Annotated in this window: 15 protein-coding genes; 4 read left to right on the top strand and 11 right to left on the bottom strand. The window is 72.9% G+C overall.

Annotated features, from left to right (window positions below; translation table 11 throughout):
- Together ACFPZN_RS07295 and ACFPZN_RS07290 are read right to left on the bottom strand one after the other, a co-directional pair.
- Positions 1-912 (bottom strand): beta-ketoacyl synthase N-terminal-like domain-containing protein (locus tag ACFPZN_RS07295; protein WP_378281022.1); only part of this gene is annotated, 912 nt, incomplete at its 3' end.
- A gap of 284 nt (positions 913-1,196) precedes the next feature.
- The gene (locus tag ACFPZN_RS07290; protein WP_378281021.1) at positions 1,197-3,965 is read right to left on the bottom strand and encodes a helix-turn-helix transcriptional regulator; all 2,769 of its coding nucleotides are present in this window, start codon (positions 3,963-3,965) and stop codon (positions 1,197-1,199) included.
- An 890-nt stretch (positions 3,966-4,855) separates the two neighbouring features.
- Between ACFPZN_RS07290 and ACFPZN_RS07285 the strand changes: the two genes are divergently transcribed.
- Entirely contained in the window at positions 4,856-6,685 is a 1,830-nt protein-coding gene (locus ACFPZN_RS07285; RefSeq protein ID WP_378281020.1) for an AfsR/SARP family transcriptional regulator, read from the top strand.
- 223 nt (positions 6,686-6,908) lie between these two features.
- Here the strand turns inward: ACFPZN_RS07285 and ACFPZN_RS07280 are convergent, their stop codons facing one another.
- From ACFPZN_RS07280 to ACFPZN_RS07245, 8 genes are all read right to left on the bottom strand, one after another.
- Complete coding sequence (locus ACFPZN_RS07280) at positions 6,909-8,108, bottom strand: MFS transporter (RefSeq protein ID WP_378281019.1); 1,200 nt, start codon at positions 8,106-8,108, stop codon at positions 6,909-6,911.
- A complete protein-coding gene (locus ACFPZN_RS07275; protein ID WP_378281018.1) occupies positions 8,105-12,814 on the bottom strand; it encodes an amino acid adenylation domain-containing protein in 4,710 nt (1,569 codons plus the stop codon). The genes ACFPZN_RS07280 and ACFPZN_RS07275 overlap by 4 nt, the downstream gene beginning before the upstream one ends.
- 19 nt (positions 12,815-12,833) lie before the next feature.
- A complete protein-coding gene (locus tag ACFPZN_RS07270) occupies positions 12,834-13,877 on the bottom strand; it encodes an AMP-binding protein (protein WP_378281027.1) in 1,044 nt (347 codons plus the stop codon).
- Positions 13,775-14,389, bottom strand: coding sequence for an AMP-binding protein (locus ACFPZN_RS07265; RefSeq protein ID WP_378281017.1), 615 nt, complete (start codon positions 14,387-14,389; stop codon positions 13,775-13,777). Before ACFPZN_RS07265 ends, ACFPZN_RS07270 begins: the two co-directional genes overlap by 103 nt.
- A 41-nt stretch (positions 14,390-14,430) precedes the next feature.
- A complete protein-coding gene (locus tag ACFPZN_RS07260; protein WP_378281016.1) occupies positions 14,431-15,015 on the bottom strand; it encodes an FcoT family thioesterase in 585 nt (194 codons plus the stop codon).
- Between the two features lie 21 nt (positions 15,016-15,036).
- A complete protein-coding gene (scoE, locus tag ACFPZN_RS07255) occupies positions 15,037-15,891 on the bottom strand; it encodes a (3R)-3-[(carboxymethyl)amino]fatty acid oxygenase/decarboxylase (protein WP_378281015.1) in 855 nt (284 codons plus the stop codon).
- Entirely contained in the window at positions 15,891-16,142 is a 252-nt protein-coding gene (locus tag ACFPZN_RS07250) for an acyl carrier protein (RefSeq protein WP_378281014.1), read from the bottom strand. The genes scoE and ACFPZN_RS07250 overlap by 1 nt, the downstream gene beginning before the upstream one ends.
- An 85-nt stretch (positions 16,143-16,227) precedes the next feature.
- A complete protein-coding gene (locus tag ACFPZN_RS07245; protein ID WP_378281026.1) occupies positions 16,228-17,241 on the bottom strand; it encodes a beta-ketoacyl-ACP synthase III in 1,014 nt (337 codons plus the stop codon).
- Between the two features lie 471 nt (positions 17,242-17,712).
- On the opposite strand from ACFPZN_RS07245, the gene ACFPZN_RS07240 reads away from it, so the two are divergent.
- Positions 17,713-18,177 (top strand): helix-turn-helix domain-containing protein, encoded by a 465-nt coding sequence (locus ACFPZN_RS07240; RefSeq protein WP_378281013.1) that lies wholly within the window; start codon positions 17,713-17,715, stop codon positions 18,175-18,177.
- Between the two features lie 66 nt (positions 18,178-18,243).
- Here ACFPZN_RS07240 and ACFPZN_RS07235 read toward each other — a convergent pair whose 3' ends face one another.
- Positions 18,244-19,119, bottom strand: coding sequence for a hypothetical protein (locus tag ACFPZN_RS07235; protein ID WP_378281012.1), 876 nt, complete (start codon positions 19,117-19,119; stop codon positions 18,244-18,246).
- Between the two features lie 437 nt (positions 19,120-19,556).
- Between ACFPZN_RS07235 and ACFPZN_RS07230 the strand changes: the two genes are divergently transcribed.
- Together ACFPZN_RS07230 and ACFPZN_RS07225 are read left to right on the top strand one after the other, a co-directional pair.
- Entirely contained in the window at positions 19,557-20,144 is a 588-nt protein-coding gene (locus ACFPZN_RS07230; protein ID WP_378281011.1) for a hypothetical protein, read from the top strand.
- Between the two features lie 89 nt (positions 20,145-20,233).
- Entirely contained in the window at positions 20,234-21,313 is a 1,080-nt protein-coding gene (locus ACFPZN_RS07225; RefSeq protein WP_378281010.1) for an ABC transporter substrate-binding protein, read from the top strand.
- Positions 21,314-21,354 lie beyond the last annotated feature (41 nt).

Genomic DNA, 21,354 nt, shown 5'->3' with positions numbered 1-21,354 from the left:
CGCCGTCAACCCATTGGACGCACCATCCTGATTCACCGCCGAACCACGCACGATCCCCAAGATCCGCCGACCGTTGCGCTCGGCGTCCGACAACCGCTCCAGCAGCACCAGCCCGACGCCCTCACCCCAGCCGGTGCCGTCCGCCGACGCCGCGAACGACTTGCACCGCCCGTCCGCCGCGCCGCCGCCCTGCTTGGCCATGGCCAGGAAGGTGAACGGCGTCGCCATCACCGTCACCCCGCCCGCCAGCGCCAGATCGCACTCCCCCGACCCCAGTGACTGCGCCGCCAGATGCAACCCCACCAGCGACGACGAACACGCCGTGTCCACCGTCACCGCCGGGCCCTCCAGCCCGAACACGTACGCGACCCGGCCGGAGGCGACGCTGGCCGAGGTCGCGGTCCCCAGGTACCCCTCCAGCTCGGCGGGCGTCTCCGCCCGGATCCCGTAGTCGTGGTACATGAGCCCGGAGAACACGCCGGTGCGGCTGCCGCGGAGCGAGAGCGGGTCCATCCCGGCCCGCTCGAAGGTCTCCCACGACGTCTCCAGCAGCAGCCGCTGCTGCGGGTCCATCGCCAGCGCCTCGCGCGGCGAGATGCCGAACATCGCGGCATCGAATTCGCCCGCGTCGTAGAGGAACGCGCCCCGCTCGACGATCCCGGAGTCCGGGTCCCGCCCCGCGGGCGCCCAGCCCCGGTCGGCGGGGAATTCGGCGATCGCGTCCCGTCCCTCGAGAACCAGTTCCCAGAATTCCTCCGGAGTGGCGGCACCGCCGGGATAGCGGCACGCCATGCCGACGATCGCGATCGGTTCCCGATCGCCGGACTCCAGATCACGGATACGCCGGTGGGCTTGCCGCAGATCCGCGGTCATGCGGCGCAGGTACTCGACCAACTTCGCTTCGTCCGCCACAAACCGTCCTTCGTCGCGCTGTCCGGGACTGGCGGATGGTTCGCGCGGGGCGCCCCCGGTCAATTCGGCCTATTCGCGAGTTCGTACCAGCACGCCAGGCGATCGCAAGCCAACCCCTCCGCTGCCCCTATCTCCAACCCCTTGCCCTCCCCTGACCTCGGCGGGAGGACCGGGAGTGCCTGTTCCGGGGCGGCGCATCGGCGGTCGGCGCGCCTGCGCGCGGGCACGCCGAAGCCGGCCGCGGCCCCGTGGACGGGAACGCGGCCGGAGCGGCCGGCGATCCGCTACTCGCTGCGGACGGCGACGGTCGCGGCGTTCATTTGGAGCAGGATCGATATTTCATGGCGCCCGCGTGCGCCGAGCTTCTTGTAGACGCGCGTCAAATGCTGCTCGACCGTGCTCACGGTGATATTCAGCTTCCGGCTGATCTCACGATTCGTGTGCTCCAGTGCGGCGAGTTTCGCCACCGCGAGTTCCGACTCGGACAGCGAAATCTGGCCTTCCATGTCCACGTCGTCGGAAACCTCCAGATGCGCGGAAAGGCTCGGCGACAGGCGAGGCGCGCACAATGCCTCCAGCCCTTCGTCGCGGGCCATGTTCCACGCCCGGCGCGCGATCGATCTGGCGCGGCCGGACATGCCGAGATCGGCGAGCACCTGCCCCAGGTCGGCCAGCACGCGGATCGCCTCGGACCGGTCGGCCCCTCCCGCCAGCGCGGTGAGGGCCTCCTGGAGCAGCGCGGGACGCTCCTTGAGCGGTTTCGTCATCGACAGCACCCGCAGGAAGGCCGCGCGGATCCGCGGCGGGTTCACGCAGGAGCGGCGGTCGTGCCCGTCGATGATCTGGCGCGCCTGCGCGGCGTCCCCCAGTGCGAGGCACGCCTCCGCCGCCGCGATGCGCCACGGCAGCACGGACGGGATGTCCATGTTCCACTTGCCCAGCTGCTCCCCGCAGGCGAGGAAATCCTCCAGCGCCGCGTCCGGCCTGTCGGTGGCCAGGTGGTACTCGCCCCAGGCGTACTGGTACTGCGGGCCGAAGCGGGACTGGAACAGGGCGTCCGGAACCGGGGTGCTCAGCCATTTCGCGGCGTCCCCGGTCCTGCCCAGGGCGACGCTCCCGGACACGCAGGCGGCCAGGGGAGCCGCGACGACGACGCCCCAGCCGGCCGGCGGGATGGCCGCGAAGGCGTCCCTGCCGCGGCGATCGGCCACGACGTGGTCCCCCTGGTGCATGGCGATGGACGCGCGCGTCCAGGCGAGCAGCCCCTGCCACGTGCGGCTCCCCCGCGCCACCGCCTCCTCGTACCAGGCGTCGCAGTACGGCAGCGCCATGTCCGGCCTGCCCCCGAAGATCAGGATGTGCAGCGCGCTGACGATGGTGGAGATGGTGTGCTCGTTCAGCTCCATCCCGCCCAGGAAGCTCGTGGCCAGGCTCGTGCTCTGGTCGTCGCCGCCGTTGGCGAGCACCGCCGACAGCGTCCGCACCACCATGGCCCGGTGGTCGCTGACCGGCCCCGCCGGCCGCCCCGTGGCCCCCCGCTCCGGCGGGTAGAGCAGCTCGAACAGCTCGTGGGCGATCACGGACGTCGTACGCCCGCGCGCGCCCGGGCCGCTCTCCGCCTCACCGGCCCGGCTGAGCGCCTCCTTCGCATCCGCCAGCCGGCCCTGCCAGGCGAGGTCCATGACGAGCTGCGCGATGTCGCCCTGCGACAGATGGCCGGCGCGCATCGCGGCGAGCAGCGACTCGGTCCACCGGTGCGCCAGCAGCGGGCTGTCGCGGTAGTCGACGAGCCTGCGCGCCATCTCCACCGGCACCCGCTCGGCGTCCGTCGAGCAGGCCCGCGCCGCCGCGTCGAGGCAGGTGACGGCGAACCCGACGTCGTCGCGCTCCCTCGCCTCCGCGGCCGCCTCCAGCATCACCCGCACCACCCACGGCTCGCCGACCGCCTCCTCCCCGACCAGGTGCCGGGCCACCGCGGTGAACGGCAGGCCCGCCTCGTAGAGCAGGTGCGCCGCCCGCGTGTGCAGAACCGACACGTCGGCGGGGGGCAGGCGGGCGAGGAGCGCGGCGGCCGGTTCCGGGCTGCGGAACCTCACCTCGGCGACCAATCCGGCGGAGGTCAGCTCCCGGATCACCGCGGCCGCGGCCGAACGGTGCGCCCCCGCCAGCCGGGCGACCCTCCCGACGGTCGCCTCGTCCCCCAGCACCGCGACGCAGCAGGCGATCCAGAAGGTGTCGGCGTCCCCGCTGCCGGTGCACACCAGAACGGCGGAGGTGAACCGCTCGCCGGTGGCCAGGCAGCCCCAGTCCGGGTCCGCGGGCGGTGCCAGCTCGCCGCACTCCTCGGCGAGCGAGCCGACCAGCAGCGGGTTCCCGCCGGTGATCTCGTAGAACCGGTCCGCCAGCCGCGCCGCGGCGGGCCCGCCCACGCGCCCGGCGAGCACCTCCAGCGCGCCGGACCTGCTCAGCGGCCCCAGCCGCAGGCGGCGGACCCGGCGGACCCGCCGCGCCTCGATCTGGAAGGAGATCGGCGGCGCGGGCGTGCCGCCCGGCTCCGTCACGACCAGCAGCAGCGGCAGTTCGTCGAGCCGGCCCATCAGCAGCGACAGGACCTGGAGCGAGGCGGCGTCGGCGTACTGGACGTCGTCGACGCAGATCACCAGGGGCGAGCCGGAGATGTCCCGCCGCAGGGCCGCCGCCAGACGGGTGATCTCATGGCTCGGGGGCCGCTGCGCGAGATCATGCCCGGCGTCCTGCTCCGCGATCGCCGTCAGTGCGCGGTCCAGCGCGTCGAGCATTTCCGCGGAGGCGTCCGGGACGCGGAACAGCCGCTCGACGATCCCGAGTCGCTGCCCCATTTCGACCTTGCGCCCGACCGCGCTGCGAGAACGCCCCCCGGCCGCTCCCACCCGCTCGCAGAACTGATCCAGGAGGGCGGACTTCCCACTGCCGGGAGGGCCATTGACCAGAATCAATCGCCCGCCATTGTGCGCGCATTCCCTGAACGCTTCGGTCAGCGCATCGAATTCTTTGTCTCGTTCCACCAGATGCATATCGCCAGCACTCCCGAATGTGTTGGAAGCATTCCCAGGGCCGATGACCGACACACGATCGACTCACCGCGGAGATGAGAAGTGAATGGAAAGACGCACGGCGGGCCCCGATATCCGGCCGGATATCGGGGCTGGCCACAAGGCTCGATGACGCGTGCGCAGCCGTCGGCCCGCACGTCCTGGCGCGGTCGGCGGAGGCGCGCCGCGGGCCCGGGCGGGCATCGTCGCGGCGATGGGTTCCGCGCTGCCGCGCGCAGCATGTCGTGGCTCCGGGAGCCGTGACGTCAATGGTCAGATGGGATGACGCCGACCGGGGGGCAGGGAGCACGGGAGCCGGTGAACGGTCGCGGGCGCTCCGGCGGGCCCGCTCCTCAGATGAGCGGCCGGCACCGCCCGCCGGCCGCACGGTCATGGCCGCCACTCGAAATGCAGAGCACAATCCCTCTTGCCCCCATACCTTTCCTTTCTCGAACCATTAAGGCCCCGGCCGCCATCCCGCCCGACCCAAGATAATTGGACACCTGGGGACATGCCTCGCTTTTCGGGGCCCGTTCGCCGAACTTTAACTGCCACCGGTATATGTCCGGCATAAGTTCGGCATATGCCTGGCATATGCTACATGCATGCAATGATCCAGCTCACAGAGTGATCGTGATGTGACCCCTGAGAAACATCGAATAAATGGCGGTACGGCGGCCGGCCCATGGCATCGACGAGCGCCGATCCGTCCTGCCCGCACTGTGAGGCCGCGCCGGCGCGACAACGAACAGTGCGTATACTCACTCGTCACTGTCAGCGACAGTAGACCGGTTTGTTACATCGCGTTAACGCGATCTACACCAGCCGACCGGGCGATCACCCCTAATGTCTCGCCCCGGATGATGAGGTCCGTGGAATACCGGTTGCTGGGTCCGCTGTCGGTGTGCCGGGAGGGCGTCGAGCTCGACCTGGGCACGCCCAAGACGCGGATCATCCTGGCGATGCTCCTGTCCCGGGCCGGCCGGCCCGTCTCGATGGAGCAGCTCGCGGGTGCGCTGTGGGGGGACGCTCCCCCCAAGAGCGCCGTCAAGAACGTGCAGACCTACGTCCACCGGCTCCGGCTGTGCCTGGGCGACCCGGCGTGCCTGGTCCGGCAGGGGTCCGGCTACCTGGCGTCGACGCGCCGGGAGGACCTGGACACGGCGCGGTTCGAGGATCTGGCGGCCTCGGGCCGGGCCCTGGAGGCGGCCGGCCGCCTCGACGAGGCGAGCCGGCGCCTCCGCGAGGCGCTGGCGCTGTGGCGCGGCCCGGCCTTCGCGGGCATGACCGATGTCGCGACGCTGGCCGTGGAGTCCACCCGGCTCGAAGAGGAGCGCCTGTCGGTGCTGGAACGCCGGATCACGGTGGACCTGCGGCTGGGTCGCCACGGCGAGCTGCTCGGCGAGCTGACGTCCCTGACCGGCCAGTTCCCGCTGCGGGAGCGCCTGTGGGGTCAGCTGATGCTGACGCTCTACCACTGCGGGCGCCGCGCGGACGCCCTCAACGCGTACACGCAGGCCCGGCGGACCCTGATCGAGGAGGCCGGGCTCGATCCGGGCCGGGAGCTGCGCGAGATCCACCAGCGCATCCTCGGCCAGGACGTCTCGCTCGGACCCGCGGCACCGCTCCCGGCGACGGCCGGACCGGCTCGCCCCGCGGTCGTGCCGCGCATGCTCTCCTCGGCGCTGCGGGACTTCACCGGCAGGCAGGCCGAACTGGAGGCGATCGAGCAGGTCCTCGGCGGGGAACGGGCGCCCGAGGACCCGACGGCCGTGGTGACGATCTCGGGCCGCGCCGGCTCCGGGAAGACCAGCCTGGCGATCCAGGCGGCGCACCGGGTGCTGCGGGCGCACCCCGACGGCCAGTTGTTCGCCACGCTCGCCACCACCGAGTCGCCGCTGGACCCGCACACGGTGCTCGGCCGCTTCCTGCGGACGCTCGGCGTCCCCGCGGCCGCCGTCCCCGACGACGAGGACGAGCGCGCCGGGCTGTACCGGAGCCTGCTGGCCGAGCGGCGCACGCTGGTGGTCCTGGACGACGTCAGAGACGAAGGCCAGCTCAGCACGCTGCTGCCCGGCTCCGGAACGTGCGGGGTCCTGGTGACCAGCCGGACCCGGCTCGGCGCGCTGGTGGGCGCCCACCGCATCGCCCTCGGCGACCTCGGCGAACCCGACGGCGCGGCGCTGCTGCGGAAGGTCACCGGCGACCGGCTGGCCGCGGCCGACCCGGCCCACCTGCGCACTCTGGTCCGGCTCTGCGCGGGGTCGCCGCTGGCGCTGCGGACCGCCGGCTCGCTACTGGCGGCCCGGCCGCACTACCGGGTCGCCGACCTGGTCGCCGGGCTGACCGGCGCCCGGCCGCTGGACGTGCTGGCCTACGGAGGGCTGGGGGTGCGGTCCAGCCTCACGCCGAGCTACCTGGCGCTGACCCCCAAGGCCCGCCGGCTGTTCCGGCGGCTCGGCGCGCTGGAGGAGCCGGACTTCGCGCACTGGACGGCCGCGGCGGTCCTGGACGTCGACCCGCAGGTCGCCCAGCGCCTGCTCGACGAGCTGATCGACACGCACCTCCTGGACGTCGTCGAGCCGGCCGAGGGCCCGGTGCGCTACCGGTTCCACGACCTGACCCGCCTCTACGCCCGAGAGCGCGCGCAGCACGAGGACGCCCTCGGCAGGGGGGTACTGCGAGCCCTGGACCTGCGCTGACACGGCCGGGCCCGGCGGGTTCCCGGGTTCGCCACCCGGCGGGCTGGCGGCGCCAAGCTCAAAGGGATAGCGTTGTCTATGTGAGCCGCCTCCCCGTGGAGCACCCTGCGCGCCCCGCGCGCCGCGCACCGTCCCGCGTCCGCCGGGCCGTTCGGAGCACGAGCGGCTCCGGCCTGCGAGGACACCGCCGCCGGTGCGGCGCGGGCGCGCCACCGCGGCAGGCTCATCTCCGTGCCACGACCGTGACCGCGGCGGCCGCCGCCCCGAGAAGGGCGGTGGCGCCCCAGACGACCGCCTCCGCGCCCGGTCCGGCCAGGAGCCTGCCTCCGACGAGGGCGCCGGTGCCGAGACCGAGGTTGACGGCGATCACCAGCAGCGCCGTCATCGCCTCCTGGCCGGTCGGCGCCAGCCGGAGGGCCCAGGACGTGAACGTGGTCGGCAGCGCCGATCCGCACAGCCCCCACAGGACGATCGAGACCACCGCGACGGGCAGCCACCGCGCCGCCAGGCCGAACAGCACGAGCGTGCCGAACAGGCCGCCGACGGCCAGGTAGAGCGCCCAGGTCAGCCGCTTGTCGACCAGCATCCCGGCCAGCGCGTTGCCGCCGACGCCCGCCATGCCGAAGAGCAGGAGGAAGATCGAGACCATGCCGGTCTCGACGCCGCCGATGTCCTGCAGGAGCGGGCTGAGGTAGGTGAAGGCCACGTACGCCCCGGTGAAGGAGAGCGCCACGGCGGCGATGGCCGTGAGGACGCGGCCCTGCGCCGCCAGCCCCGCCACCTGACGCGGCCCGACCGGGGCCTGTCCTTCCATCGGCGGCGTGGCCGCCGCCAGCACCAGCAGCGTCAGCAGCCCGGCCAGCGCCATGACGAGCATGGCGGTGCGCCAGCCCAGCGCGTGGCCGAGGGCCGACCCTCCGGGCACGCCGAGGAACTGGGAGAAGGAGATCCCGGCGTACACCATGGCGATCGCCCTGCCCTGCTGTCCGGGCGGCGCCAGCCTCGCGGCGTAGGAGACGGCGATGGCCCAGAACGCCGCCTGCGCCAGCGCGACCACGGTGCGGGTCGCCACCAGGGCCCCGAATCCGGGTGACCATGCCGCGAGGGCGGTGCCCACGACGAACACCGCGAACACGGCCAGCAGCGACCGCCGGCGGTTCATCGGGGACAGCAGCATCGTCAAGGGGAGCGCGCCGAGTGCGATGCAGAACGCGTAGACCGTCACCAGTTGCCCGGCTGCGCTCTCGCTGACGTTCAGATCGGCCGACAGCTCGGACAGCAGCCCGATCGGCAACGTCTCGGACGTCACGAACAGGAACGATCCGACCGACAGTGCCGCGATGGTCAGCCAGACGCGCGCCGTGCCCGGGTGGCCGGCGCCGGTGTCGGCCGTCGTCCCGGTGGAATCCGTCCCGCTGGTCATGGGCGGGCCGATCGGTCGCGGGCGGGCGCGTTCCCGGCCGGGGGGACGAACCCCGATTCCACGAAGAAGCCGAGGTACCGCCGCAGGAGCGTGCCGTCGATGTCAGGACATCGGATACCGGACCCGGCCAGCCCGTCGCGCGCGCCGGTGCGCTCGAACTCGCGTTCCCGGGGCGGTCCGCCGAAGTTCGCGCTGATCAGCGACGCTCGGGCCAGGGAGTAGTCGCCCGCCAGCGCGCCCCGTTCGGCGGAATCGGCGAGCCTGCGGTCCCACTCGCGCCGTGCGACCGGGGCCAGCTCGTATCCGGCGTCCCGCAGGTGGCCGACGATCGAGGCGATGGTGGTCGGCCGCGGATGCGTCAGGTGGTAGGACCGTTCGCCGGACGGCGCCCGCAGCGCCAGGTGCACCACGGCCCCGGCGACGAAGTCGGCGGGGACGAGGTCGACGGTGAATCCGGTGTCCGCGGTGAACTCGGCGGGGACGGCCCGGAGGACGATCATCGCGCGGATGAGGTTCCAGAGCGCGTCGCCGTCGCCGCCGGCCCCGGTGAGGCTGTGCCCGCCGACCCGGCTCGGCCGGTAGACCGTGGTGGGCACGCCGCGTTCGCGGGCCGTCCGCACCAGCCGCTCGGCCACCCACTTGCCGGCCACGTAGCCGTTGCGCAGGACGGCGTGGGCGGGGGCGAGCCGGTCCTCGGCGAGGGTGTGCGGGCCGCCGTCCGCGTCGGCCGCGACGTCGCAGGTCGATACGTGGTGGACGGGTTTGGTCCGGCCGGATGCGGCGAGCCGCAGGATCTCCTGGGTGCCCAGGACGTTCGGCGCCTTGAGGCGGGAGTAGGGGGCCACGTGGTTCACCGTGGCGCCGTTGTGCACGATGAGGTCGATCCGCTCGGCCAGTTCGGTGAAGGCCGTGTCGTCGAGACCGAGCCGTGGGCGTTCCAGGTCGCCGGGCACGCCGACGATGCGGTTCCGCGCGGCCGGGCCGGGGTTCAGGCGGTAGCGGTCGAGTGCCTGCTCGACCCTGCCGCGCGCCTGGCCGGGGGTGGCCGCCCGCACCAGGCACCACACCTCGGCGTCCGTGCGCTCCAGGAGTTCGTGCGCCAGGAACGCGCCGAGGAAGCCGGTCGCCCCGGTCAGCAGGACGCGCCGGACCCCGCCGTCCAGGACCGGGGCCGCGCCGGCGGCCTTGATGGAGGGGTCGAGGACGGCCTCGGCCTCCAGATCCGCCGGGACGGGCGGTTCCGCCTCGGTGCTCGCCCCGGTGCCGCCCTCGGCGGTCCCCTCCAGCAGTTCCGCCAGGCGCTCGACGGTGGATCGCTCGAACAGCGCCCCGGCCCGGACGGCGGTGCCCAGCTCGCGCCGGATACGGCCCGCCAGGCGCGTCACCAGCAGCGAATGCCCGCCGAGGTCGAAGAAGTCGTCGTCGACGCCGACGCCGGCGAGACCCAGGGTCTCCGCGAACAGCTCGCACAGGCGCCGTTCCAGGGGCGTCCGGGGGCTCCGGCCGGGGGCGCCGGCGGCGCGGTCCGGTTTCGGCAGGGCCCCGCGGTCGAGCTTGCCGTTGGCGTTCAGCGGCAGCTTCGGCAGGTTCACGAAGGCCGACGGCACCATGTAGGCGGGCAGCAGGTCGGCCGTGTGGACGCGCAGCGCCGCGGGGTCGAGGTCGCCGGTGGAGTCCGCGGGCACCACGTAGGCGGCCAGGCTCGCCGCCCCGGGCGCGTCCTCCCGCACCAGGACGGCGGCCTGCGCAACGAACGGATGCTCCAGCAGGACGGCCTCGACCTCACCGGGTTCGACGCGGAATCCCCGGATCTGCACCTGCTCGTCGGCGCGGCCGAAATATTCGAGGTCGCCGTCGAAGCGTCGGCGTGCCAGGTCGCCCGTCCGGTACATCAGCGCGCCCGGCGGGCCGTGGGGGTCGGGGACGAACCGCTCGGCGGTCAGCTCCGGCCTGCGGTGGTAGCCGCGGGCCAGCGCGACCCCCGACAGGTACAGCTCGCCGGTGGCGCCGGGCGGGAGCTGGCGCAGGGAGGCGTCCAGGACGTAGGCGCGCGTGTTCGCGACCGGCCTGCCCACGATCGGCGTGGCGCTGTCCTCCAGCCGGCACCAGAGGGTGTCGATGGTGCACTCGGTGGGGCCGTACAGGTTGTATCCCACCGTCGCGGGCGCCGAACGCAGCCGCTGCCACAGGGACCTCCCGGCCGCCTCGCCGCCGAGTGCCACCACCCGCGGCGCGCGGCGTCCCGGTGCGAGCAGGCCCGCCGCGAGGAGCTCCTCGGCGTAGGAGGGCGTCACGTCCAGGAAGTCGATCTCGTGGTCGGTGATGTAGTCCACCATCGCCTCGGCGTCGCGCCGCACCTCGTCCTCGACGAGATGCATCTCGTGCCCGGCGATCATCCAGAACAGGCCTTCCCAGGAGGTGTCGAACGCCAGCGTCGCGGTGAGGGCGGCCCGGACGCGGGCCCCGCCCGCCGCTGCGGTCTCGGGCAGGTACATCTCCCGCAGGTGGTGGTGGTAGAGGTTGCTCAGGCCGTCGTGCCGGACGAGCACTCCCTTGGGGCGCCCCGTCGACCCCGAGGTGTAGATGAGGTAGGCCGGACTCGCGGGAGGCAGCGGTGCGCGCCGATCATCGTCGGTGAGGTCGGTCTCCGGCACGGCGGCGGGGCCGGTGCCGGAGGCGAGAGCGTCCCTGACCTCCGGGTCGTCCAGCAGGACCAGGCCGGCGCCCGGTCCCGGCGCGGGCGGCGGCAGCGGCGCGGCCAGGTCCTCCGTCGTGACCAGCAGCGCGGGCCGTGCGTCGTCGAGCATGGACCGCAACCGCCGGGCGGGCAGCCCGGGATCGAGGGGGAGATAGGCGGCGCCTGCCTTCAGCACCGCCAGCAGCGCGGCGACCAGGTCCGCCGAACGGGGCAGCAGCAGCGCGACCCGCTCCTCCGGCGCCGCGCCGCGCTCGACCAGCAGGCGGGCGAGGCGGTTGGCGCGCGCGTTCAGGCGCCCGTAGGTGATCGTGGAGTCACCGCAGACGACCGCGACCGCGTCGGGGGTGCGCGCGGCCTGCCGCTCGAACAGTTCGGTGACGGTCCCGGACGGGACCTCCCGCGTGGTGCCGTTCCACTCGGCCAGCAGCCGGTGCCGCTCGTCCTCCAGGAGGAGGTCCAGATCGCGGAGCGGGCGCTCGGGCTCGGCGAGGGCGGCGTCCAGGAACGCCAGCAGCCGCCGGCCGTGCGCGTCCAGTTCCGTTCCGTCGAGGCACGCGGGGTTGCCGTCCATGGCGATCCGCAGGCCGGCGCCGTCCGCCCGGTCGTAGACGTTGATGGAGACGTCCTCCACCGGTCCCGCGGACACGTTGTGGACGACGGCGCGGCTTCCGGCGAAGTCCAGGCCGTAGTCGAACGGCATGATGTTGACGGCCGGCCCGTAGAGCTTGCCCCGCTCACCGCTGAGTCCCAGATCCTGCCGGAGATGCTCGTACCGGTAGCGGTGGTGCGGCCGGTCCTCCCGCATGCGGGCCGCCACCACGGCGGCGAGGTCGCGCACGCCGGCCCCCGGGTCCACGGGCACGCGCAGCGGGACGATGTTGAGGACCATGCCCGGCACCCGCAGCGACGCCGACGCCAGCCGTCCCATGACCGGCAGGCCCAGCGTCACCTCCCGCGCGCCCGTCATGCGGTGGGTGTAGGCCGCGCACGCCGCGAGGAACACCTCCGACCAGGTCACCGAGGCCGCGTGCGCGAGGGCGCGCATGCCCTCTGCGGTGCCCGGGTCGACGTCGAAGACGGCGCGGAGGAAGGTCGCCGACCGCCCGGCCGGCCGCCCGGCGAGCGTCACCGGATCCGGGCGCCCCGAGCAGCGCTCCAGCCAGTGTTCGCGGTCGCGCTCGCGCTGGGGCGAGGACTGGTAGGCGGCGTCCTCCTCGACGACCGCCTGCAAAGAGCCGAAGTCCGCCTCGCCGGCGGGCTCCCCCTTCACCAGCGCGGTGTGGACGGCCGCGACCCGCCGCGCGACGAGCGCCAGGCCGAAGCCGTCGAGCGCGATGTGGTGCACCCGGTGGTACCAGAGGTGCCTGCCGGGCCCGAGTTCGAGGACGGCGTGGCCGAAGAGGGGGTCGGCGGTCAGGTCGATGGGCCTGGCCACGTCCTCGTCCATCCAGGCCCGCGCCGCGGCCGCCGGGTCGGCCTCGCCGCTGAAGTCGAGCACGTGGAACGGCCAGGCGGGCGCCTCGCCCGGCAGCAGCCACGGCCGGCCGTCGCCGTCGACGCGCAGCCCGGCGCTCAGCGCCTCGGTCTCGTCCACGACGTGGCGGATCGCCGCCTCCAGGACCGTCACGTCGAGCGGGCCGCTGATCTCGGCGTACTCCGCGGTGTTGTAGGCCGGGCTGTCCGGATCGAGCTGCTGGCCCGTCCAGATCCCCAGCTGCGCCTCGGTCAGCGGCCGGCGGGTGCCGCCCCGGAGGCCGCCGCCGGGGCCCGGTCCGGCCCGGGTGCCGAGGATCAGCTCGGACCAGGCCGCGAGTGTGGGCCGCTCGGCGAGCGCGACGAGGCTGATGTCGGCCCCCCGCCCGCGCCAGGTCTCGACGAGCGACAGCAGCCGGATCGAGTCCAGGCCCTGCGCGAACAGGTCGAGGTCACCGGTCAGCTCCTCCGGTGGCAGGTAGAGCAGTTCGGCCACGTCGCGGCGCAGGTCCGCGGCGTCCAGGCGCTGTGTCACGATCGCTTCCCTCTACCCTCTAGTTCACCTTGCGGTCGCGGCCCTGCCAGAGCCGGTCGCGCAGCTCGCGGCGCAGGATCTTGCCGCTGGGGTTGCGCGGCACGCGGTCGACGAATTCGAACCGGTGGGGGATCTTGAAGGCGGCGATCCGCTCCCGCAGGAACTCCAGCAGGTCCCGCGGGCCGGCCTGGGCGCCGGGACGCAGCGCCACGAAGGCGTGCACCGCCTCGCCGAAGCGGTCGTCGGGCACGCCCACCACCGCCGCGTCGGCCACCGCCGGATGCTTGGCCAGAACGTTCTCGATCTCCGCGGGGTAGATGTTCTCCCCGGCGACGATGATCAGGTCCTTGATCCGGTCCTGGATGAAGACGTAGCCGTCCTCGTCGAGGCGGCCCGCGTCCCCGGTGTGGATCCACCCGTCGACCAGCGTCCGGGCCGTCGCCTCCGGCTGCCGCCAGTACTCCAGCATGTTCGCGGGGCTGTGCAGGCAGACCTCGCCGACCGTCCCCGCGGGGACCGGAGAGCCGTCCGAATCGATGATCTTCACCTGGACGCCGGGGTAGGGGCGGCCGGCGGCGCGCATCCGGGGGCCGCCCGGGACGTGGTCGGCCGGCGGCAGGCAGACCGCGGTGTTCCCGGTCTCGGTGAGGCCGTAGATCTGGGCCATGTCGCAGTCGAGGGTCTCCAGGCATTCGGCCAGCAGCGTCTCGGAGATCGGAGAGCCGCCGTAGACGACCTTGCGCAGGGTGCGGAAGTCGTCCGGGCCGCTGCCCGGCTCGGCCAGCAGCAGCCGGAGCATGGAGGGGACCATGCACGCGGTGGTGACACCGAGGTCGCGGATGAGCCCGACCGCGACGCCGCTGTCGAAACGCGGCATGGCCACGTTGGTGGCACCGGCGCTGAATCCCTGCATCGCCCACCAGATCCCGCCGACGTGGAACCCCGGGATCCCGATCAGGCTCACGTCCCCGGGGCGCCAGTCGATCCAGTCCAGGCCCTCCTTGGCCAGCGCGTCCCGGATCTTGAACAGGCTGCGCTGCGCCAGCACGACGCCCTTGGGCAGCCCGGTCGTCCCGCTGGTGTAGAGCTGCACGATCGGGTCCTCGGGGTCGGTGACGATCCCCGGATCGCTCTGCCGCCGGTGACAACGGTGTCACCGGCGGCGCCGGCGTCCAGCACCACCACCGCGCGCAGCCGCGGGGACGCGGACACGACCTCGGCGGCCGCCTTCAGCAGGTCGCGGTCGACGACCAGCACCTCGCTGTCGGAGTCGCGCAGCACGTGCTCGACCTCGACGGGCGTGAGCCGCCAGTTGATGGGCACCAGCACGGTCCCGCTCAGCGCGCACCCGAAGAAGACCTCGTAGTAATGGACGGACTCCTTGCCGAGATAGGCGACGCGGCCCTGCTCCGGGACGCCTTCGGCGCGGAGCGCGTGGGCGACGCGGCAGGCCTCCCCGTACAGCCGGGCGTAGCCGAGCGACCGACCGGCGCACACGATCGCCGGTTGGTCACCGATGCGTCCGGCGTGGAACCGGATGGCGGAGGCCACGGTCTGCAGTTGCGCGAAGTACACACGATCTCCCTTCGGTCGGGGGCAGGGTCGCGCCGCGGGTCTCAGAACGCGGGTGCGCCCTCGGTCACCGCGACCTTGACCTGGCCGGAGCAGCGGCCGTCGTTGTCGTCCCAGTAGCGAAAGGAGGTGTCCATCGAGATCAGCGTCTCCTCGTCCCCGGGGGCCCGGCCGGGCGGCCGGAACCTCCTGGCACGGCCGAGGGTGAACTCGCCGAAGAAGTGGCGCGCGTCGATGGGGCGCTGGAAGGAGCTCTGCAGCTTCACGATGAGGACGGCGCCGAGCCTGCGCTCCCAGTAGTCCGGCAGCGTCCAGCCGCCGAACTCCGGAGCGAGCCCTTCCCTGATGGCCTTGGCGATGACGTAGTAGAGCATCTGGTTGTAGCAGATGTTGACCTCGACGGCGTTGAGGTGGCCGGTGTCATCGATGTAGCAGGACTCGGGGATCCGCAGCTCGGCGATCGCCGACAGGTGTCCGTCGCGCACTCTGGTGCCGATCGAGGTGAGGTACCGGCAGTGCGGCTTGTAGCAGCGGAGCGTCTCCGCCAGCAGGTCCTGGTCGCATGGGTGGTCGGCGTCCGGAAAGGGAGCCGGACGGGCCCGATCGGCCGGATGGGTCAGCGTGGTCATCTCGCGCTCCTGGGCCTCTGCTCACGCGTCGTAGACGGTGACGCGGTGGGAGACGGCCGGTTCGGGGGTGGCGGTGTGCAGCGCCCGGTGCACGAGGCTCTGGTTGTCCCAGATCAGCATGTCGCCCTTGTCGAAGGTCTGGACGTGGATGTTCGGGTGCTCGAAGGTGGGATCGGACTGCCCGGTGGCCGCGATGAGCTCCTTGAGCAGTGCGGGCCGCTCGACCCCGGTGTCGTCTTCGAGGGCGTAGGTGAACCCCTCGCTGACGTAGAGCAGCCGTTCACCGGTGAACCGGTGGGTGACCACCGTGGGATGGGACGAGGGAGGGGTCTCCTTCTCCACCTCCGCCTCGACCTCCGACAGCGGCCGGTAGACGTCCGATGGCCGGATCTTGAAGTAGCGCCGCACGCTGTGCCATGACCGGGTGTGCTCGGCGGCCCTCTTCAGCTCATCGCTCAGGTTCTCGTACGCCTGGGCCAGGTTGATGAAGTACGTGCCGCGGTTCTTCCGCGGGACGACCTGCGGGTGGATCAGCGTGATGTCGAACGGCCGCGGCATGAACTGGTAGTCGGAGTGCCAGAACTTCCCGGTCTTCGGAACGCCGACCTGCCGCCCCTGCTCCTCGACGTTGGAGGAGACGAACACCTCGCGGACGTCCGGGTGGTGGTACATGGGCTGGTAGTAGGCCTCGGGGCGGCCGAACCGGCGGCCCAGGTCGAGGAACTCCCGCGGGCTCAGGTGCTGCTCCTTCAGCAGCACGATCTTCTCTCGGTAGACGGTCTCCCGGAGGCGCGCGACGTCCTCGTCGGACGCGGTCGCGGCGGTGAACTCCGCGACCACCACCCCGAGCCCGCCGCCCTGCGGTTCGATGATCATTACTGCTCCTTCGTCCGGGTGTGCGCGAGCGCCAGGTCCACCAGCCGCTCGACGGTCGAGATCGAGCCCAGTTCCTCGTCGGGGATCCCGATCTCCAGTTCGCGCTCCACCGCCGCGACGATGTCCACCACCGTCATCGAGTCCACGCCGAGCGTCTCGAAACGCTCCGCCGGCGGGATGTCGGTGCCGAGGTCGGGGGCCTCGCGGCAGATCAGCTTGGTCACGATCGTCTGCACATGGTCCTTGTCCACGTTCGTCCTCCGCGGTTCGCCTGGGGCGTGGGGATCCCGCCCTCCAGATGCGGTTCGGTCTCGGGTGCCTGCGGTCCGGGGCGCCTCAGGTCTTCGGCCAGGTCAGCACGCACGACCCCCAGGTCGCGCCGCCGCCGAACGCCGTGAGCAGCACCCTGTCGCCCTCCCGCAGCGCACCGGAGGAGGCCGCGTGCGCCAGCGCGAGGGGGATGGAGGCGGCGGCGGTGTTGCCCACCTGGTCGAGGTCGACGCAGGCGCGGTCGTGCGGGATCCCGAGTTCGTCGGCCACGGCCCGCAGGATGCGGATGTTGGCCTGGTGGCCGACGAGCAGATCGACGTCGCCGGTCGTCCAGCCCGCCCGGAGCAGCGCGGCCCGGGACGAGGAGGTCATCCTGCGGACCGCGTGCCGGTAGACGGCTCTGCCCTGCATGGAGAACCAGACGTCGCCGGCGCCGGGCTCCGCGCCGGGTTCCGCGCGGGGCACCGCGCCGGGCACCGTCCCGCGGGTCGGGTACCGGGAGCCGCCGGCGGGCACCATGATCAGATCGGCGAGCGAGCCGTCGCTGCCCAGGTCGAACGCGTGCACCGCGCCGGGTTCGCCGGGATCGCCGGAACGCAGCACCACCGCGCCGGCGCCGTCGCCGAAGACCGCGACGGTGTCGCGGTCCTCGGGGTCGAGCAGCGTGGTGAAGGCGTCCGCGCCGATGAGCAGCACGCGGTCGGCGAGGCCCGCCGCGATGAGCCCGGTCGCGGTGGCCATGCCGTAGACGAAGCCGGAGCACACGGCGTTGACGTCGTAGGCGGGCGTGCCGCTCATGCCGAGCCGCTCGGCGACCTTGGGAGCGGTCCCGGGACAGGGGTGGTCGGGGGTGGTGGTGGCGAGGACGACCGCGTCCACGGTGGCCGCGCCCGCCGACTCCAGCGCCGCGGCGCCCGCCCGCTCGGCGAGGTCGGAGGTGGCCGTCCCCGGGTCCACGACGTGCCGGCGGGTGATGCCGGTGCGCGTCCGGATCCACTCGTCGGTGGTGTCGACGCGCGCGGCCAGATCCGCGTTCGTGACCACTGACGGCGGGACGTGGCCGCCCACGCCGCACAGCACCGCCGCCCGGGGGTGCGGCCGCCATCCTGATTCGGACGCGTCCCTATACCGCCGATCCTGATCGGCGGCCCCAGCATCGGCCACGGCACCCACCCCCCGAACGAGCCCGGTTAAATCCTCCCGAAAAGCACCTAAGTGCCCGAGGTGGACCTAAACATCCGATGTCGTGAGATGTCAATACGCGGCGGATGCCGTCTCGTAACGCTGAATAGTGTGCTGGCCGAAAACAGCGGGCGACGTCTTTATCGGCGTTCTCACTCCGCGCACCCGGAGTTCACACCACGGTCACCGCGCGTATTTACTCTCACGTTTACCGCAGTCATGATGCCGTTGTGCCGAACCCATGCCGCCGATCGAGGCCGGACGTGATGAAAGGGCCATTGGCGGAGGCCGCGGTCCCGCGCCGCATGGCCTTCCACGGGATTCGCCGGCTCGGGGAACCAGCCGCGGGCTCCCGCCGACTCCTTTGATATGCAGCCGATCAGCGCAGCCAACACGGGGGCGATCCAGCTCTTCACCGGATCGCCCCCGGACGAATTCACCGAGATCGTGACCGGCCTGGAGCGCGCCGTCGGCGAGGAGGTCGCCGACGGCCTGCCCGGCCGGCAGTGGTCCCTGCCGCTGGCGGACCGCGTCCTGCTGGTGGCCGTCTACTACCGGACGGACGCGACCGTCCGGCAGCTCGGCGCGATGTTCGGCGTGACCCGTCCCGCCGCGGGACGGGTACTGGCCCGGCTCGGCCCGCTGCTGGCGCTGCAACCGCTCCCCCAGCGGCGCATGCGGATCGAGAAGGTGCTGATCACGCCTGAGGGGGTGGCGTTCGTCACCGACGACGCCCGCGCCGGCAAGGGCCGGGCGGAGGCGCCCGGTGCGATCCTCCTGAACGTCGACACCGGCACCCGGCTGGTCCTGCGGGTCCCCGTTCCCCAGGACTGACGCGTGATCCCCTGCGTTCCAGGACTGTTTCCCCGTTACGAGACGGGCCCGGCACCGATCTCCGCCTCACCCGTGACCGTGCGGGTCGCGTTCCCCCGGAAGCGGGCCGTCCGGGGAGATCGCCGCGGGCTGTTCCGCCAGGACGGTGAACTCCGCGGTGTGGCTCACGCCGCGGTGCCGGAACTCCAGGAACAGCCGGTAGGCGCCGGGACTGGGCGGCGCGACGGGGAACCGCAGGTCCGGGCCCGCGCCCACCCGGTGGGCGCCGAGGACGGCGTCCCGCGGCGTCCGCAGCAGGGCGAGGTCGCCCGCGCGCACCACCGCCAGCCCGCCGCGGCGGCCTTGCAGACCGGTGACGGGACGGCCGCGCTCGGAGACCGAGAATGTGAGGGTCCGCACCCGCCCGGCGACCGGCGCGCCGGTCAGCCCGACCTCGTAGCCGGCCACCCGGGCGACCGGCTCCGGCCTCGGCAGCGGGCGGGGCCGGAGGGTTCCCCGCGCGACGACCTCGGCCCCCAGGAGCACCGGCCGTGCGGCCCCCTCAGGCTGGGCGTAGACGAGGAACCTGTAGATGCCGGCCTCGGCCAGGGTGAGCGTGACCGACCACTGCCCGCCCCCAGCCTCGGCCGGATACAGATGCTGGTATCCCGCCAGGTCGCGGCGCATCACGAGGAGATGCAGCCGCGCCCCGTCCACCGGGGTGAAGCCGGTCACCGGCAGGCCGCCGGGCCCGAGCAGCATGAACCCGAACTCGGTCCGCTCCCCGGGAGGGATCTCGCTCATCGTCCGGACGAGGGTGTAGCCGTCCTCGGAGATCTGCAGGCCCGAGGGCGCCGACGGCACCGGCCCCGCGCCGCCCTCCGCTCCGCCGCCGTCGCCGGTTCCCGCGACCGGGCCGACCGAACCGCCCGTCCAGAACGAGGCGGCGAAGACCGCCGCCAAGACCAGCAGGAAAGCCCCGATCCTGAACTTGACGCTCTGCCTTGCCGACGAGACGAAGCCGATTTCCGCGCTCCTATGAAGGGGTTTCTCCCGAGTTCTGGAACGGTACCATCCGGCCCTCGATCGCCTTGACGCATAGCGTCAAGCGTCCGCCGGTGACCGCTCACACCGGAACGAATCATAACCATGACGCACTCACAGATCGCAGTCGGCACGCCATCAGCGATCCCGGGAAAGCGCACGACCGTATCTCCGCGCGGTCGTCCCTTTCACCGGATTCCCTGAACCGGATCCCCGTCGCGGCCGTACATCACGGTGCCACCCACGACGACACGATCGGAGCCGGTTCAGGCAATGGCCGTACCACCGACCTGGAACGTCACATGTTGGCGGGGAGCGCATGCGGGCCCTGGCCGGCCGCCCTCTACGCTGTTCTCGTGGCCGGGCCGGGTGTGGTGAAGACTCTGCGGTACGTGCGGGGCGGTTTCCTCACGGCCGCGTCCACCGCACTCGCGCTCGCCGGTCACGCACTCGGCGGGGGCCTCTCCCCCGCCCGGCTCCCGCCCCTGTGGGCCGTCCTGCTGACCGGCGTCCTGGTGGGCGGCCTGAGCGTCGGCGCGGCCGGCCGGACGCTGTCGTTCTGGAAGATCCTCATCGTGCTCGGCTGGGCTCAGCTGGCCTTCCACCTCGTGTTCACCGTGGCGGCCTCCGGCCCGTCCCACCACATGGCCGCGGCCCCCGCGCCCGCGGCCGGGTCCGGCCCGGCGATGACGGCCGCGCACGCGCTGGCGGCGGTCACGGCGGCCGGGCTCATGGCAGGCGCCGAACGGGCCCTGTGGTGGCTGCTCGGCGCGGTCTTCGCGATCGTCGCGCTCGGATGGCCGCTGCTGCGGCCCGGCCCGGTCGACCGGCCGCCGTGGCGCCCCGCGCGGACCCGAGCGGTCACACCCAGGCCAGGCACGGTCCTGGCCCGTGCGGTACGCCGCCGCGGGCCTCCGACGGCCCGTCCGCACGCCGTCACCTGATCCCACGCTCCGCCGGTGGGCGGGTGCGGTGTGCCGTCACGCCACCGCGCCTTCGCGCGTTCCATTCACCGTCGGAGACAGGGATTCCCATGTTCCATCGCCCGTTCCCGCTGCCCGCGGCCGCCGCCCTCGCGCTCGCGCTCGCGCTCGCGGCCACCGCCTGCGGCACCCCCGCGGCCGAACCCGCCGGCGCCGCCCGTGCCGCGGCACCCGGCAGGACCGCCTACCCGCTCACTCTGGACAACTGCGGCCACAAGGTCGTCATCGCCCGGCCGCCTCAGCGGGTGCTCATCCTCAACGGGACCTCGGTCGGCGAGGTCGAGAGCTTCATCATGCTGGGCCTCCAGCGCCACATCCTCGCCAACGCCCAGTCCTACGGGGTGTCGGATGACCCGGCGATGGTCCCGGCCATCAAAGCCCTCCCCACGGGGGGCCTGAGCATGAACCAGAACTTCGAGGTGCCCGCCGAGCAGGTGCTGGCCGCCCGGCCCGACCTGGTGGTCTCGCACTGGTCGGGCGGCTTCGACGCCAAGAAGGGGCTGGCCACCCGTGAGCAGCTGGCCACGGCCGGGATCAACACCCTGGTCAACCCGGTGAACTGCGCGTACGGGAAGCCCGAGGCGACCCCGGCGGAGAAGCGGGCCCACCGGCATGCCTCGATCGAGTCCTCGCACGATTTCCTGCGCCTGCTCGGCCGCGTCTTCGACGTCCAGCACAAGGCCGCGGACGTCACCGCCGGCCTGCGGCGCCGCCTGGACGCCGTACGGGCGCGCACCGCCGGGCGGCCTCCCAAGAAGGTGCTGATCGCCTACCCGGGCATGTCCATGATGAACGCCGGCGGCCTGCCCGCGGTCTGGACCGGACGGGTCGCCGACGAGGTCGTCCGCGCCGCCGGCGGGACCAACGCGTTCGAGGGGCTGGCCCCGGAGGCGGTCAGCACCATCAACAAGGAGCAGCTCGCGGCGGCCCAGGTGGACGTCCTGGTGGTGGGCCTCTTCCAGCCGGCGGAGAACGCGGCGGCCGAGGCCCGCAAGCTGTTCGCGGCCTACCCGCAGTGGAAGGCGTCCCGGACCGGGACCTACACCACGGTCGCCGACGGCGTCTTCCTCGGCCCGCTCAACGCCGCCGCCGCCGAGAAGCTCGCCAAGGCGGTGCAGCCGGATGCCTGACCGCGGCACCCCGCGAACCGGCGGCCCCCACATGGTGTCCG

It is taken from the genome of Actinomadura rugatobispora (assembly GCF_042656285.1).
Lineage (GTDB): Bacteria > Actinomycetota > Actinomycetes > Streptosporangiales > Streptosporangiaceae > Spirillospora > Spirillospora rugatobispora.
The sequence above is the reverse complement of the archived record's forward strand: the minus strand, read 5'-3'. Positions and strand labels throughout refer to the sequence as shown.

What these genes read in the sequence shown, in the direction of transcription:
- ACFPZN_RS07290 (WP_378281021.1), bottom strand. Translation starts at nt 3,965, where the DNA reads ATGCATCTGGTGGAACGAGACAAAGAATTCGATGCGCTGACCGAAGCG.
- ACFPZN_RS07280 (WP_378281019.1), bottom strand. Translation starts at nt 8,108, where the DNA reads ATGACCAGCGGGACGGATTCCACCGGGACGACGGCCGACACCGGCGCC.
- ACFPZN_RS07260 (WP_378281016.1), bottom strand. Translation starts at nt 15,015, where the DNA reads ATGACCACGCTGACCCATCCGGCCGATCGGGCCCGTCCGGCTCCCTTT.
- scoE (WP_378281015.1), bottom strand. Translation starts at nt 15,891, where the DNA reads ATGATCATCGAACCGCAGGGCGGCGGGCTCGGGGTGGTGGTCGCGGAG.
- ACFPZN_RS07240 (WP_378281013.1), top strand. Translation starts at nt 17,713, where the DNA reads ATGCAGCCGATCAGCGCAGCCAACACGGGGGCGATCCAGCTCTTCACC.
- ACFPZN_RS07225 (WP_378281010.1), top strand. Translation starts at nt 20,234, where the DNA reads ATGTTCCATCGCCCGTTCCCGCTGCCCGCGGCCGCCGCCCTCGCGCTC.